Below are 14,351 nucleotides of genomic sequence, written 5' to 3' on the forward strand. Positions count from 1 at the left end.
GGGGCGAGGCTCAAAGCGCCTCGAAGATGCCCGCCGCGCCCATGCCGGTGCCAATGCACATGGTGACCATGCCGTACTTCTGCTGGCGGCGGCGCAGGCCGTGGACCAGGGTGGCGGTACGGATGGCGCCGGTGGCGCCCAGCGGGTGGCCCAGGGCGATGGCGCCGCCCAGCGGGTTGACCTTGGACGGGTCCAGCTGGCTGTCGCGGATCACCGCCAGCGCCTGCGCGGCGAAGGCCTCGTTGAGCTCGATCCAGTCCAGCTGGTCCTTGCTGAGGCCGGCCTGCCTGAGCGCCTTCGGGATCGCGGCGATCGGGCCGATGCCCATCACCTCCGGGCGCACGCCGGCCACGGAGAAGCTGACGAAGCGGGCGAGGGGAGTCAGGCCGTATTCCTTGATCGCCTTCTCCGAGGCCAGCAGCACTGCACCGGCGCCGTCGCTCATCTGCGAGGAGTTGCCGGCGGTGACGCTGCCGCCGAACTGGCCGTTGCGGAACACCGGCCGCAGCTTGCCCAGGCCCTCGATCGAGGTGTCCGGACGCGGGCCTTCGTCGGTATCGACCAGGCGCTTCTTCAGCTGGATGGTGTTGCCGGCCAGGTCGGGCAGGTGCGAGACGACCTCGTACGGCGAGATCTCGTCGCGGAACTCACCGGCGGCGATGGCGGCCAGCGCCTTCTGGTGGGAGGCGAGGGCAAAGGCGTCCTGGTCCTCGCGCGAGACCTTCCATTCCTCGGCGACCTTCTCGGCGGTGATGCCCATGCCATAGGCAATCGCCACGTTCTCGTCGTGGGCGAACACCTGCGGGCTCAGGGCGACCTTGTTGCCCATCATCGGCACCATCGACATCGACTCGGTGCCGCCGGCCAGCATCAGGTCGGCGTTGCCCAGGCGGATCTGGTCGGCGGCCAGGGCCACGGCCTGCAGGCCGGATGAGCAGAAGCGGTTGATGGTCTGGGCGGCGATGGTGTTCGGCAGGCCGGCCAGCAGCAGGCCAATGCGGGCCACGTTCATGCCCTGCTCGCCCTCCGGCATGGCGCAGCCGATGATGGCGTCGTCGATGCGGCTGGTGTCGATGCCCGGGGCCTGGGCGACCACGGCCTTGAGCACGTGGGCCAGCATTTCATCGGGACGGGTGTTGCGGAAAACGCCCTTGGGCGCCTTGCCAACCGGGGTGCGGGTGGCGGCGACGATGTAGGCGTCCTGGATCTGCTTGGTCATGGCTTTCTCCGAAAGCCGGGATTCGTGATTCGTGATCCGTGGTTCGCGATAGCGCATCACGGTCGAATCCTTCACGCCGGCATCAATGGTTTCCCGGGAGGGGATGCGCTCTTGCGAATCCCCGATCCCGAATCACGAATCTCAGTTCCTGAGCGGCTTGCCGGTCTTGAGCATGTGGCCGATGCGCGCCTGGGTCTTTTCCTGCTGGGCCAGTTCGACGAAGTGCTTGCGCTCCAGGCGCAGCAGCCACTCCTCGTCGACCTGGCTGCCGCGGTCGACTTCACCGCCGCTGACCACGGTCGCGATGCGGGTCGCGATCTCGTCGTCGTACGGGCTGATGAAGCGGCCTTCCAGCATGTTGACCAGCAGCATGCGGAAGGTGGCGATGCCGACGTCGCCGGCGACCTGGATGCGGCGCTCCGGCAGCGGCGGGCGGTAGCCACCCTCGGCCAGGTTGCGCGCCTCGGCCTTGGCCACGTGCAGCAGCTCGTAAGCGTTGAACACGATGCGGTCGGTCGGGCGCAGCAGGCCCAGTTCCTTGGCCTCGAAGGCCGAGGTCGACACCTTGGCCATCGCCACGGTCTCGAAGGTCTTCTTCAGCTCGGCGAACACGTCGCCGCCCGGACCGGCCGCACGCGAGGCACGCACCGCCAGCTCCTTCAGGCCGCCGCCGGCCGGCAGCAGGCCCACGCCGGCCTCGACCAGGCCGATGTAGCTCTCCAGGTGGGCCACGGTGCGGGCGCTGTGCATCTGGAACTCGCAGCCGCCACCCAGGGCCAGGCCGCGCACGGCCGCGACCACCGGGACCAGCGCGTACTTGATGCGCTGGCTGGTGCGCTGGAAGTTGGCGACCAGGGCGTCGAACTCGTCGACCTTGCCGGCCTGGAGCAGGCCCAGCGCGCCGGCCAGGTCGGCGCCGGCGGAGAAGGGCTCCTTCTGCTGCCAGATCACCAGGCCCTGGAAGTCGCGCTCGGCGATCGAGATCGCTTCCTGCAGGCCGTTGAGCACGTGGTCGGACACGGTGTTCATCTTGGTCTTGAACGAGACCACGGCGATGCCGTCGCCGTCGTGCCACATGCGCACGCCGTCGTTCTCGTAGACCGTGGTGCCCTGGTCGAACTTCTCGCCCAGCAGCGGATCGGGGAAGCGCTGGCGCTGGTAGACCGGCAGCGACGAGCGCGGCACAACGGAATTACTGGCCGGGCTGTAGCTGCCCTCGGCGGCGTGCACGCCCTCGCGGCCGTCCAGCACCCACGCCGGCAGCGGGGCGTCGCTCATGGCCTTGCCGGCGGCGATGTCGTCGGCGATCCACTGCGCCACCTGCTTCCAGCCGGCGGCCTGCCAGGTCTCGAACGGGCCCAGCGACCAGCCGTAGCCCCAGCGGATGGCCAGGTCGACGTCGCGCGCGGTGTCGGCGATGTCGGCCAGGTGGTAGGCGCTGTAGTGGAACAGGTCGCGGAACGCGGCCCACAGGAACCGGGCCTGCGGGTGCTGGCTCCCGCGCAGTTTCGCGAACTTCTCGGCCGGATTCCTGATCTTGAGGATCTCGACGACCTCGTCGGCGGCCTTGCGGTCGGCCGGGCGGTAGTCCTGCTTCTCCAGGTCCAGGACCACGATGTCCTTGCCGACCTTGCGGAAGATGCCGGCGCCGGCCTTCTGGCCCAGGGCGCCCTTGGCGATCAGCGCCTGCAGCCAGTCGGGCGACTGGAAGTACTTGTGCCACGGATCCTGCGGCAGGGTGTCGGCCATGGTCTTGATGACGTGGGCCATGGTGTCCAGGCCCACCACGTCGGAGGTGCGGTAGGTGGCCGACTTCGGACGGCCGACCAGCGGGCCGGTGATGGCGTCGACCTCGTCGAAGCCCAGGCCGAACTGGCGGGTGTGGTGGATCACCGACAGGATCGAGAACACGCCGATCCGGTTGCCGATGAAGTTCGGGGTGTCCTTGGCGTAGACCACGCCCTTGCCGAGGTTGGTGGTCAGGAAGGTCTCAAGGCCCTCCAGCACCGCCTTGTCGGTGGTCTCGGCCGGGATCAGCTCGGCCAGGTGCATGTAGCGCGGCGGGTTGAAGAAGTGCACGCCGCAGAAGCGGTGGCGCAGCTGCTCCGGCAGCACCGCGGCCAGGGCGTTGATGCCCAGGCCCGAGGTGTTGGAGGCCAGCACCGCGGTGTCGTTCACGAACGGCGCGATCTTCTTGTACAGGTCCTGCTTCCAGTCCATCCGTTCGGCGATCGCCTCGATGACCAGGTCGCAGTCGCGCAGCTGCTCCAGGCCGGTCTCGTAGTTGGCCGGGGTGATGGCGGCCGCCAGCGACTTGCTGGCCAGCGGGGCGGGGCTGAGCTTGGCGAGGTTGCCGATGGCCTTCAGGACGATGCCGTCGGCCGGGCCCTCCTTGGCGGGCAGGTCGAACAGCACGGTGTCCACGCCGGCATTGGTGAGGTGGGCGGCGATCTGCGCACCCATGACGCCGGCACCAAGCACCGCGGCGCGACGTACAAGCAGTTTCTGAGACATATCTTGCAACCTCTTGATAAATGAATGATTACTTGGTTTCCGCCTGCAATCCTGCGGCGGCAAAGCGGATGAGTTCCCGGGCGGCCCGGCTGCGATGGGCGGCCTCGCTGGCGCTGGCCGGGCGCTTGATCAGGCCGAAATCGGACATCGCATAGGTCAGGGCGCCGGCCAGGAAGTCCAGGCGCCAGTACAGGGTTTCCTTGTCCAGCCCCGGCAGCAGGCCGGACAGCGCCTTGCCGAACTCCCGCAGCACGTGGCCGTAGTGGTCGGACAGGAACCGGCGCAGGCTTTCGTTGTGCTCGGCGTAGGCGCGGGCGATCAGCCGCACGAAGGCGGCGCCGCCGTTGCGATCCTGCGCCAGGGCCAGGGCAGGATCGATGAAGGCGGCCAGGATCGGCTCCAGCTGGCCGGGGTGGTCGCGCAGGGCGGTCTCCAGCTGCCGCAGGCGGTCGGCCGTCATCACGTCCATGCGCCGGCGGAACACCTCGTTGATGAGGTTTTCCTTGGAGCCGAAGTGGTAGTTCACCGCGGCGATGTTGACCGCGGCCTGGCTGGTGACCTGGCGCAGCGAGGTGCCGGCGAACCCGTGCTGGGCGAACAGCTCCTCCGCCGCGGCCAGGATGCGTTCCTTGGTGGAGAAGTGGGTGGGCTTGCCCATCGGTCCAGGGTGTGAATCAAACGATTGTTTTATCCTGCGCCGGGCCCGCTCCGGTGTCATTTTGCGGTGCAACATCCGGCTCCCTGCAAAGGCCGGCCGCGGATGCTAGAATTGTCCAACGCTACCCAAGCTAAGCCCGCGCCCCGTCGCGGGTTTTTCCTTCAAGGCCCGGTCCCGGGCCGGTCCCGTCCCCTCTACCTGGAAGCAGAACCAATGGCGCTGGAGCGCACCCTTTCGATCATCAAGCCCGATGCCGTCGCCAAGAACGTGATCGGTGAGATCTACACCCGTTTCGAGAAGGCCGGCCTGAAGGTCGTCGCCGCCAAGTACAAGCAACTGTCGCGCCGCGAGGCCGAGGGCTTCTACGCCGTGCACCGCGAGCGTCCGTTCTTCAACGCGCTGGTCGAGTTCATGATCTCCGGCCCGGTGATGATCCAGGTCCTGGAAGGCGAGAACGCCGTGCTCAAGCACCGCGAGCTGCTGGGCGCCACCAACCCGAAGGAAGCCGCGCCGGGCACCATCCGCGCCGACTTCGCCGAATCCATCGACGCCAACGCCGCCCACGGCTCGGACTCGGTCGAGAATGCCGCCATCGAGGTGGCGTACTTCTTCGCCGCCACCGAAGTCGTGTCGCGCTGAGCGCACTGAAGTAGAAGGTCGAATACGTGTCCGGACTGCAGCCGATCCCCAGCGTGACCACCACCGGCGAGCCGATCGCCGCGGCGGCGCCCGCGCGCGCGGACCTGCCGCAGGCCGCGGCTCCGGGGAAGCAGAACCTCCTGGAGCTGGACCGCGAGGGCCTGGAGCGCTTCTTCGAGGAAACCCTCGGCGAGAAGCGCTACCGCGCCCACCAGGTGATGAAGTGGATCCACCACCGCTATGTCACCGACTTCGACCAGATGACCGACCTCGGCAAGGCGCTGCGCGCCAAGCTGCATGCGCATGCCGAGGTCGTCGTCCCCAACGTCGTGTTCGACAAGCCCTCCGCCGACGGCACCCACAAGTGGCTGCTGGCGATGGGCGCCGATGGCAAGAACGCCATCGAGACCGTGTACATCCCCGACAAGGGGCGCGGCACCCTGTGCGTGTCCTCGCAGGTCGGTTGCGGCCTCAACTGCACCTTCTGCTCGACTGCCACCCAGGGCTTCAACCGCAACCTGACCACCGCCGAGATCATCGGCCAGGTCTGGGTCGCCGCCCGCCACCTGGGCAACGTGCCGCACCAGCAGCGCCGCCTCACCAACGTGGTGATGATGGGCATGGGCGAGCCGCTGATGAATTTCGACAACGTCGTGCGCGCCATGAGCGTGATGCGCGACGACCTGGGCTACGGCCTGGCCAACAAGCGCGTGACCCTGTCGACCTCCGGCCTGGTGCCGCAGATCGACCGGCTCTCGGTCGAGAGCGACGTCTCCCTGGCGGTGTCGCTGCATGCGCCCAACGATGCGCTGCGCGAGACCTTGGTCCCGCTCAACAGGAAGTATCCGATCGCCGAGCTGATGGCGTCCTGCGCCCGCTACCTGCGCGCCAACAAGAAGCGCGAGTCGGTGACCTTCGAATACACCCTGATGAAGGGCGTCAACGACCAGCCGGAGCATGCCCGCCAGCTGGCCAGGCTGATGCGCCAGTTCGACAACGCGGTGCAGGCGCGCGATTCGGGCAAGGTCAACCTGATCCCGTTCAACCCGTTCCCGGGCACCCGCTACGAGCGCTCGGACGAGGCCACCATCCGCGCCTTCCAGAAGATCCTGCTCGACTCGCAGGTGCTGACCATGGTCCGCCGCACCCGCGGCGACGACATCGATGCGGCCTGCGGCCAGCTGAAGGGCCAGGTCATGGACCGCACCCGCCGCCAGGCCGAGTTCCGCCGCAGCATGGAACGCAACGACCAGTCACCGGCCGGGGGCCATGCGGCGCTCTGAGCGGATCCTGCTGATCCTGCTTGGCGCCCTGCTTCTGGCAGGCTGCGCCCGCCCGGCGACGGTCAAATCCCCGAAGATCCGCGGCGCCGAGCGCATCGCCCCGGTGTACAAGCTGGGCGACGGCGCCGACACCAAGCGCCGGGTGCAGTTCCGCGACACCGTGGGCCTGGCCGCGCAGCGCCTGGCCGCCGGCGACCTCGCCGAGGCCGAGCGCCTGGCCCGCCGTGCCCTGTCGCTCGATGCCTCCGTCGCCGACGGCCACACCCTGATGGGTGCGATCGAGTCGGCCCGTGGCAACCACCAGGCCGCCGGCGGGTATTACCGCAAGGCCGCCGAGCTGGCGCCCAACGACGGCGACGTGCTCAACAACTACGGTGCCTGGCTGTGCGCCAATGGCTTTGCGGCCGAGTCGCTGGTCTGGCTGGACCGGGCGATGGCCGCGCCGACGGCGGGTTCGCGCGCCTCGGCCCTGGCCAATGCCGGCGCCTGCGCGCTGCGCAGTGGCCAGTCCGAGCGCGCCGAGCAGGACCTGCGCAAGGCGCTGGAGCTGGAGCCGTCGCATCCGGGCGCGCTGGAACAGATGGCGACCCTCGCCTACGGGCAGGGCAGGCTGATGCAGGCGCGGGCATTCGCCGAGCGTCGGCTGGCGGCTGCGCCCGCCGACGCATCCGTGCTACAACTCGCGGTCAGGATTGAACAGGGGCTCGGCGACAGGGTGGCCGCCAGCCGGTATCAACAGCGGCTAAGGGAGGAGTTCCCGCAGGCCGTCACTGGAAAAACCGGGGAAGATCCACAGTGATCCAAGCTGACAACGCGAACGTCGGGGGAGACGCTCGGGGTTGCGGAGAGCTGCTGAGGGAGGCACGCATCGCAGCCGGACTGGACGTGCGGGAGGTCGCATCGCGGCTCCACATGCCGGTACACGTGGTCGAAGCGCTTGAACAGGGCCGTTGGGACGTCATCGGCGCGCCCGTGTTCGTCCGTGGCCAGCTGCGCAGCTATGCGCGGCTGCTGCGCGTGGACCTGGAGCCGCTGCTGCAGGCCCAGGTCGCCGCGCCGGTGCCGGTCGAACTGGTCAGCCATGCGCATACGCCGCGGCTGCAGCGGATCATGGAGAACGTCGGCCGCCGTGCGGTCTACGTGGTGATCACCGCCACCATCGCCGTGCCGGTATGGCTGGCGACCCGCTCCCACTTCACCGAGCAGCCGCCGGCTACCGCGTCGCTGGACGTGGTGCCGCCGGCGGTGGTGGAAGGCGCCCCGGTCGGCAGTCCGGCCCCGGCGCCGCGCGTCGTCGCACCGTCCGCGCAGGACGGCACGCCGTACGTGGCCTCGCTGGCCCCGGCGGTACGCCAGGCCCAGGCCGCCGCGCCGGCGACCCTGGAACTGGCCTTCGATGGCGACAGCTGGCTCGAAGTCACCGGCCGCGACGGACAGGTGCTGGAGCAGCGACTGGTGCGCCAGGGCGAGTCCCGCAGCTTCCAGGCCACCGAGGTGGCCGGGGTCGTGCTCGGCAATGCCGCGGCGGTACGCGTTCAGCGGGCGGGCAGTATCGTGGACCTGTCGCCCTTCAAGCGGGCGAACGTGGCCCGCTTTGCGGTATCCTCTGACGGCTCCGTCAAGCCCGCGCAGTAACACGCGGTCCGCGGACCCATCCAACAAGAACAAGAACACAACCCCGCTGCGTACCGCGCGGGGCAGGACACCGCATGGCAATCGACGACCTTCTGGACGAGCACGAACAGGGCGAACGCGTCCGCGCATGGCTGCGCAAGAACCTCCCCGGCATCATCGCCGGCCTGGCCTTGGGCCTGGCTGCGATCTGGGGCATGCGCCAGTGGCAGGAACGCAACCTGGGCGCGCAGCAGCAGGCCCATGCCGCCTACACCCAGGCGCTGGCCAAGGTCGAGGCGGGCGAGGAAGACCCCGGCGCGGCACTGGCTGGCCATGAAGGCGTGTACGCCACCCTCGGCGCGCTGCACGTGGCCAAGGCCCAGGTCGAGGCCGGCAAGACCGAGGACGCGATCACGACCCTGCGCGGGATCAAGGCCGAGCCGGAGCTGGAGCCGGTGGTCAAGCAGCGCCTGGCGCAGCTGCTGGCGGCGACCGGCAAGGCCGACGAAGCGGTCAAGCTGCTGGAAGGCGACGATTCGGGCCTGGGCCTGGAGCTGCGCGCCGACGCCCTGGTGGCCGCGGGCAAGCCGGAAGAGGCGCGCGCGCAGTACCAGCGTGCGCTCGAGGTGCTGGACGCCGAAGCGCCCGCGCGCCGGCGCATCGAACTGAAGTTGCAGGACGCCGGTGGCGACCTGCCGGAAGTGGCGGAGTCGAACTGATGGAGCGCACCGACATGATCAAGCGCGTGGCGGTAGCACTCGTCATGGTTTCGCTGCTGGGCGGTTGCAGCACCATGAAGAGCTGGTTTGGCGGCAAGAACGCCGCGGCCAAGAAGGCGGCCGAGCCGGCCGAGCTGGTCAAGTTCGATGCGACGATCAAGCCGCGCAAGGCCTGGTCGGTCGACCTCGGCGACGGCGAGCGCCGCATCGGCGCCCGCCAGGGCCCGGCGGTGGCCGATGGCCGCGTGTTCGCCGCGGCCGGCGAGGGCAGGGTGCTCGCCCTGGACCTGCAGACCGGCAAGCGCGTGTGGGAATTCAAGGCCGACAAGAAGGAAGGCCTGCGCCTGACCGGCGGCCCCGGCGTGGGCGGTGGCCTGGTCGCGGTCGGCGGTCTGGACGGCACGGTGCTCGTGCTGGACGCCCAGGACGGCAGCGAGCGCTGGCGCGCCAAGGTGCGCAGCGAGATCATCGCCGCCCCGACCGTGACCCAGGGTGTGGTCGTGGTCCGCGGCAACGACGGCCGCATCACTGCGTTCGACGCCGCCAACGGCGAGGAGCGCTGGTCCGTCACCCGCGAGCTGCCGAACCTGACCGTGCGCGGCAACGCCAAGGTCACCGCGGCGCCCGGCCTGCTGTTCGTCGGCCACGATGACGGCGCGCTGGTCGCGCTGGCGCTGCAGGACGGCCGCGTACTGTGGGAACAGGCCGTGGGCCTGCCCGAGGGCCGCACCGAGCTGGAGCGCATGGCCGACGTCGACAGCCCGGTGGTGATCGACGGCACCATGCTCTATTCCAACAGCTACCGCAGCCGCACCCTGGCCATCGACGGCCCCAGCGGCCGGCCGATGTGGCAGAGCGACCACGGTGGTGCCGGCGCGATCGGCGTCGCCCCGTCGGCGGTGCTGGTGTCCACGGCCGCCGGTTCGGTCTATGCGCTGGACAAGTCCAACGGCGTGGCCCTGTGGTCGCAGCCGGCGCTGGCGCGCCGTTCGCTGACCGGCCCGGCCGTGCAGGGTGATTACGCGGTGGTCGGCGACTATGCCGGCTACCTGCACTGGCTGCGCCTGGACAACGGCGAGATGGCCGGCCGCGCCAAGGTCGGTCGCAAGCGTGCCATCCGCGGCGCGCTGGTCGAGGCGGACGGATTGCTGCTGGTGCAGGACGTCAAGGGAGGCCTGACCGCCTTCCGCCTGGACTGACCGGACGGATGCGGGCAGGAATTTCGCGATGCTACCGCTGGTTGCCCTGGTCGGACGGCCCAATGTCGGCAAGTCCACCCTTTTCAATGCGCTGACGCGCAGCCGTGATGCGCTCGTCCACGACGAGCCCGGCGTCACCCGTGACCGCCACTACGGCGTGTGCCGGCTCGATCCCGATCGCCCGTTCCTGCTGGTGGACACCGGCGGCATCGCCGGCGACGAGGAGGGCCTGGCCGGCGCCACCGCGCGCCAGGCGCGCGCCGCCGCCGCCGAGGCCGACCTGATCCTGTTCGTGGTCGATGGCCGCGAGGGCACCTCCGCGCTGGACGACGAGATCCTGTCCTGGCTGCGCAAGCTGGCGCGTCCGACCCTGCTGGTGGTCAACAAGATCGACGGCACCTTCGAGGAGGCCGTGCGCGGCGAGTTCGCGCGCTACGGCTTCGCCGACATGCTGGCCGTGTCCGCTGCCCACCGCCAGGGCCTGGACGACCTCCATGCCGAGGTCCTCGAGCGCCTGCCGGAAGAGGGCAGCGTCGAGGAACTGGACAACGATCCGGACCGCCTGCGCATCGCCTTCGTCGGCCGCCCCAACGTGGGCAAGTCGACCCTGGTGAACCGCGTGCTGGGCGAGGAGCGCATGATCGCCTCCGAGGTCCCCGGGACCACCCGCGACTCGATCGCGGTGGACTTGGAGCGCGACGGCCGCCTGTACCGGCTGATCGACACCGCCGGCATCCGCCGCAAGGGCAAGATCGAGGAAGCGGTCGAGAAGTTCAGCGTGGTCAAGACCCTGCAGGCGATCGAGCGCTGCCAGGTCGCGGTGCTTATGCTCGACGCCACCGAGGGCGTGACCGACCAGGACGCCACCGTCCTGGGCGCCGTGCTCGACGCCGGCCGCGCCCTGGTGATCGCGGTCAACAAGTGGGACGGCCTGACCACCTACCAGCGCGAGCAGGCCGAGGCACTGCTGGAGCGCAAGCTCGGCTTCGTGCCCTGGGCCGAGGCGGTGCGCATCTCCGCCAAGCACGGTTCGGGCCTGCGCGAGCTGTTCCGCGCCATCCACCGCGCGCACGCCTCGGCGATCCGCACCTTCAGCACCAGCGAGGTCAACAAGGCGCTGGAGATCGCGGCCGAGACCAATCCGCCGCCGAGCATCCGCGGCCACGTGTCCAAGCTGCGCTACGTGCATCCGGGCGGCGAGAACCCGCCGACCTTCGTGGTCCACGGCACCCGCCTGAAGGTGCTGCCGGATTCGTACAAGCGCTACCTCGAGAACTTCTTCCGCAAGCGCTTCAAGCTGGTGGGTACCCCGGTGCGGATGCTGTTCCGCGAGGGCGCCAACCCGTACGAAGGCAAGAAGAACGAACTGACCGACCGCCAGGTGCAGCGGAAGCGCCGGCTGATGCGGCACGTCAAGCGCAAGTGAGCCTCGCGCCCGCCGCCGCGGAGATCACCCTGGGCCTGCTGGCCGGTGGTCGCGGCAGCCGGCTCGGCGGGATCGACAAGGCCTGGATGCAACGCGATGGCCAGCCGCAGGTGCTGCGGCTGGCGCGGCGTTTCCCGGGTGAGACCGGCCCGGTGCTGGTGAGCGCCAATCGCGACCCCGAACGCTACGAGGCCGAAGGCCTGCAGGCGGTGGCCGACCGCCTGCCACCTGGCAGCGGGCCGCTGGCCGGGATCGATGCACTGGCCGCCGCCTGTCGCACGCCGTGGCTGCTGACCCTGCCGGTGGACCTGTTCGATACCAACGACTGCCTGGTGCGTACCCTGGTGTCCTGCCGCGACGCCGACGGCGCGGTGGCCGAGGATGCCGACGGGCTGCAGCCGCTGGTCGCGCTGTACCGGGTGGAGGCGCTGCGCGAGGTCCTGTCGGTGGCGCTGGCCGCCGGCGAGCTTGCGCCGCGGCGGATGCAGGAACGCCTGCGCATGGCCCGGGTGGGTTTTGCTGGCGTACGCTTCGGCAACCTCAATACCCCCGAAGACCTGGCCGCGGTGCGCATCGTGCCGCCGCGCTGAGGCGCACCTCCCGACCCATCGCAAAGGAGCCGCGATGACCGACGCATTCCCCAGCCGCATCACCGTCAAGCACGCCCTGGAGCTGCTGCGCGCCGCCGCGGCCGAACGCGGACGCGCGACCGAGCAGGTGGCGACCCGCCGCGCCGACGGCCGCGTGCTGGCGGCCGACGTGGTCGCACCGATCCCGTTGCCGGCATTCGACAACAGCGCGATGGACGGCTTCGCGGTACGCCATGCCGACCTGTCCGCCGCTGCACCGGTGACGCTCGAGCTGGCCGGCGAACAGTTCGCCGGTCCGGACCTGGGCCTGGCCGTCGGCCCCGGCCAGTGCGTGCGCATCACCACCGGCGCGCCGCTGCCGTCCGGTGCCGACACCATCGTCATCCGCGAGGACGCCATCGAACAGGATGGGCGCGTGCAGGTGCCGGCAGGCATCCGCGCCGGTGCACACGTGCGCCGCCAGGGCGAGGACGTGGCCACGGGCGACGTGGTGCTGCGCGCCGGCCAGGTACTGACCCCGGCGCGGATCGGCCTGGCCGCTGCGCTGGGCATCGACCGCCTCGAGGTGGCAGCCCGGCCCACGGTCGCCGTATTCGCCAGCGGCGACGAGCTGGCCGAGCCGGGCATGCCGCTGCGCCCGGGCCAGGTCTACAACAGCAACCGCGAGCAGCTGATGGCCCAGCTGCGCGACGCGGGCCTGGAGCCGGTGGCCTGGCCGACCCTGCCGGACGACCCGGTGCTGATCGCCGCGGTGCTGGACGACGCGGTGGAGAACTTCGACCTGGTGCTGACCTGCGGCGCGGTCTCGGCGGGGGAGAAGGACCACCTGCCGCGCTGGCTGCAGGCGCGTGGCCGCATCCGCTTCTGGAAGGTGCGCATGCGCCCGGGGATGCCGGTGCTGTTCGGCGAGGCCGGACGGGCGCTGGTGCTGGGACTGCCGGGCAACCCGGTATCGGTGCTGGCGACCTTCCACGTCTTCGGACGGACGCTGCTGGACGCGCTCCAGGGCCGGGAGCCGCGCCCATGCTGGCGCGCGCGCCTGGCCGCGCCCTGGCACAAGCGCCACGACCGCCTGGAGTTCCTGCGTGGACGCCTGGACCAGGACGCCAACGCCACCCTGTGCGTGCATCCGGAGCCGGCCGACGGCTCGCACCGGCTGCGCGCCGCCGCATCCAGCGACGTGCTGATCGTGCTGGAGGACGGCGCGAATGCCTACGTGGCCGGCGACGTGGTCGAGGTGCTGCCGCTCTAGGCCCGGAGGCGCGGCGACGCAGCGTTGCGCGAGGCCGGTGCAATCCCGCTTCCGCCCGCGGGGCGATGGCGTCGATAATCCGGCGCATGGAGAGCGTAATGGTGACGCCGCGGCAGGCCCGCGAACGCCAGCGGCAGGGCGTGCTGCTGATCGACATCCGCGAGCCGCACGAGCGCGTTTCCGGCCAGGCCGAGGGCGCGCTCGCGGTGCGCCGCGCCGAGCTGGAGGCCGAGCCTGCGCGCCACCTGCCGGACCCAGCGGCCGAGGTGCTGCTGATCTGCCAGGTCGGCAAGCGTTCGCAGGCGGCCGCCGAGGCCTTGCGCGGTGCCGGTTTCGCCAGGGTGTACTCGGTCGATGGCGGCACCAGTGCCTGGTCCCGCGACGGCCTGCCGCTGGTGCGGCCGCAGCTGGAACCGGCCGAGGCCGACTTCCTCGAGCGCTATTCGCGGCACCTGCGCCTGCCCGAGGTCGGCATCGAGGGCCAGAAGCGCCTGGCTGGCGCGCACGTGCTGATGGTCGGCGCCGGTGGCCTCGGCTCGCCGGCGGCGTTCTACCTGGCCGCGGCCGGCTTGGGCCACCTGCGCCTGGTCGATGACGACATCGTCGACCGCAGCAACCTGCAGCGCCAGATCCTGCATACCGAATCCTCGATCGGCACGCCCAAGGTGGAGTCGGCTCGCGAGCGGCTGCAGGCACTCAATCCCTCGATCAGGGTCGAGCCGGTGCAGGCACGGGTCACCTCGGAGAACGTCGAGGCGCTGCTGGAAGGCATCGACGTGGTGGTCGACGGGTCGGACAACTTCCCGCTGCGCTACCTGCTAAACGACGCCTGCGTGAAGCTGGGCAAGCCGCTGGTGTACGGCGCCGTGCAGCGGTTCGAAGGCCAGGTGTCGGTGTTCGACGCCGGCCGCCATCGTGGCCGGAAGCCCTGCTACCGCTGCCTGTTCCCGGAACCGCCACCGCCGGAGTTCGCACCCAGCTGCGCCGAGGCCGGGGTGCTGGGCGTGCTGCCGGGCATCGTCGGCCTGCTCCAGGCCAACGAGGCGATCAAGCTGCTGCTGGGGATCGGCGAACCGCTGGCCGGGCGCCTGCTGCAGTTCGACGCGCTGGCCATGCGCTTCCGCGAGCTGCGCCTGCCGGCGGATCCGGATTGCCCGGTCTGTGCCGCGGGCCGGCCGTTCCCGGGTTACATCGATTACGCGGCGTTCTGCGCCTCAAGCTGAGCAGCGGGCCACGGC

13 protein-coding genes are annotated in these 14,351 nt (G+C 70.3%); 10 read left to right on the forward strand and 3 right to left on the reverse strand.

The window, feature by feature from the left end; all coding sequences use genetic code 11:
• Positions 1-10: 10 nt before the first annotated feature.
• The 3 genes from PSESU_RS07030 to PSESU_RS07040 all read right to left on the reverse strand — a co-directional run bounded on the left by PSESU_RS07030 (position 11) and on the right by PSESU_RS07040 (position 4,391).
• Positions 11-1,219: an acetyl-CoA C-acyltransferase gene (locus tag PSESU_RS07030; RefSeq protein ID WP_013535066.1), complete on the reverse strand. Its 1,209-nt coding sequence runs from the start codon at positions 1,217-1,219 to the stop codon at positions 11-13.
• A gap of 141 nt (positions 1,220-1,360) precedes the next feature.
• Positions 1,361-3,733 (reverse strand): 3-hydroxyacyl-CoA dehydrogenase/enoyl-CoA hydratase family protein, encoded by a 2,373-nt coding sequence (locus tag PSESU_RS07035; protein ID WP_013535067.1) that lies wholly within the window; start codon positions 3,731-3,733, stop codon positions 1,361-1,363.
• Between the two features lie 28 nt (positions 3,734-3,761).
• A complete protein-coding gene (locus PSESU_RS07040; protein ID WP_013535068.1) occupies positions 3,762-4,391 on the reverse strand; it encodes a TetR/AcrR family transcriptional regulator in 630 nt (209 codons plus the stop codon).
• 213 nt (positions 4,392-4,604) lie between these two features.
• On the opposite strand from PSESU_RS07040, the gene ndk reads away from it, so the two are divergent.
• From ndk to moeB, 10 genes are all read left to right on the forward strand, one after another.
• A complete protein-coding gene (gene ndk, locus PSESU_RS07045) occupies positions 4,605-5,030 on the forward strand; it encodes a nucleoside-diphosphate kinase (protein WP_013535069.1) in 426 nt (141 codons plus the stop codon).
• A 74-nt stretch (positions 5,031-5,104) separates the two neighbouring features.
• Complete coding sequence (gene rlmN, locus PSESU_RS07050) at positions 5,105-6,313, forward strand: 23S rRNA (adenine(2503)-C(2))-methyltransferase RlmN (RefSeq protein ID WP_041764621.1); 1,209 nt, start codon at positions 5,105-5,107, stop codon at positions 6,311-6,313.
• Positions 6,300-7,112 (forward strand): type IV pilus biogenesis/stability protein PilW, encoded by an 813-nt coding sequence (pilW, locus tag PSESU_RS07055; protein WP_013535071.1) that lies wholly within the window; start codon positions 6,300-6,302, stop codon positions 7,110-7,112. The genes rlmN and pilW overlap by 14 nt, the downstream gene beginning before the upstream one ends.
• Positions 7,109-7,948: a helix-turn-helix domain-containing protein gene (locus PSESU_RS07060; RefSeq protein ID WP_013535072.1), complete on the forward strand. Its 840-nt coding sequence runs from the start codon at positions 7,109-7,111 to the stop codon at positions 7,946-7,948. Before pilW ends, PSESU_RS07060 begins: the two co-directional genes overlap by 4 nt.
• A 74-nt stretch (positions 7,949-8,022) precedes the next feature.
• On the forward strand, positions 8,023-8,646 hold the full coding sequence (locus tag PSESU_RS07065) for a YfgM family protein (RefSeq protein WP_013535073.1): 624 nt from the start codon (positions 8,023-8,025) through the stop codon (positions 8,644-8,646).
• On the forward strand, positions 8,646-9,845 hold the full coding sequence (gene bamB / locus PSESU_RS07070; protein WP_013535074.1) for an outer membrane protein assembly factor BamB: 1,200 nt from the start codon (positions 8,646-8,648) through the stop codon (positions 9,843-9,845). Before PSESU_RS07065 ends, bamB begins: the two co-directional genes overlap by 1 nt.
• Positions 9,846-9,873: 28 nt before the next feature.
• Positions 9,874-11,271 carry a ribosome biogenesis GTPase Der gene (gene der, locus PSESU_RS07075; protein ID WP_013535075.1) on the forward strand — a complete coding sequence of 466 codons (1,398 nt, stop codon included), beginning with the start codon at positions 9,874-9,876 and terminating at the stop codon, positions 11,269-11,271.
• A complete protein-coding gene (mobA, locus tag PSESU_RS07080) occupies positions 11,268-11,861 on the forward strand; it encodes a molybdenum cofactor guanylyltransferase (protein ID WP_013535076.1) in 594 nt (197 codons plus the stop codon). The genes der and mobA overlap by 4 nt, the downstream gene beginning before the upstream one ends.
• A 34-nt stretch (positions 11,862-11,895) precedes the next feature.
• Positions 11,896-13,113: a molybdopterin molybdotransferase MoeA gene (locus PSESU_RS07085; protein ID WP_013535077.1), complete on the forward strand. Its 1,218-nt coding sequence runs from the start codon at positions 11,896-11,898 to the stop codon at positions 13,111-13,113.
• Between the two features lie 86 nt (positions 13,114-13,199).
• Complete coding sequence (gene moeB / locus PSESU_RS07090; RefSeq protein ID WP_041763968.1) at positions 13,200-14,336, forward strand: molybdopterin-synthase adenylyltransferase MoeB; 1,137 nt, start codon at positions 13,200-13,202, stop codon at positions 14,334-14,336.
• Positions 14,337-14,351: the final 15 nt, after the last annotated feature.

The sequence above is a fragment of the Pseudoxanthomonas suwonensis 11-1 genome (assembly GCF_000185965.1).
Lineage (GTDB): Bacteria > Pseudomonadota > Gammaproteobacteria > Xanthomonadales > Xanthomonadaceae > Pseudoxanthomonas > Pseudoxanthomonas suwonensis_A.

Excerpts from the sequence above, each read along its gene's own strand:
- PSESU_RS07030 (WP_013535066.1), bottom strand. The coding sequence starts at position 1,219 with ATGACCAAGCAGATCCAGGACGCCTACATCGTCGCCGCCACCCGCACC.
- PSESU_RS07035 (WP_013535067.1), bottom strand. The coding sequence starts at position 3,733 with ATGTCTCAGAAACTGCTTGTACGTCGCGCCGCGGTGCTTGGTGCCGGC.
- PSESU_RS07040 (WP_013535068.1), bottom strand. The coding sequence starts at position 4,391 with ATGGGCAAGCCCACCCACTTCTCCACCAAGGAACGCATCCTGGCCGCG.
- ndk (WP_013535069.1), top strand. The coding sequence starts at position 4,605 with ATGGCGCTGGAGCGCACCCTTTCGATCATCAAGCCCGATGCCGTCGCC.
- pilW (WP_013535071.1), top strand. The coding sequence starts at position 6,300 with ATGCGGCGCTCTGAGCGGATCCTGCTGATCCTGCTTGGCGCCCTGCTT.
- PSESU_RS07065 (WP_013535073.1), top strand. The coding sequence starts at position 8,023 with ATGGCAATCGACGACCTTCTGGACGAGCACGAACAGGGCGAACGCGTC.
- bamB (WP_013535074.1), top strand. The coding sequence starts at position 8,646 with ATGGAGCGCACCGACATGATCAAGCGCGTGGCGGTAGCACTCGTCATG.
- der (WP_013535075.1), top strand. The coding sequence starts at position 9,874 with ATGCTACCGCTGGTTGCCCTGGTCGGACGGCCCAATGTCGGCAAGTCC.
- PSESU_RS07085 (WP_013535077.1), top strand. The coding sequence starts at position 11,896 with ATGACCGACGCATTCCCCAGCCGCATCACCGTCAAGCACGCCCTGGAG.
- moeB (WP_041763968.1), top strand. The coding sequence starts at position 13,200 with ATGGAGAGCGTAATGGTGACGCCGCGGCAGGCCCGCGAACGCCAGCGG.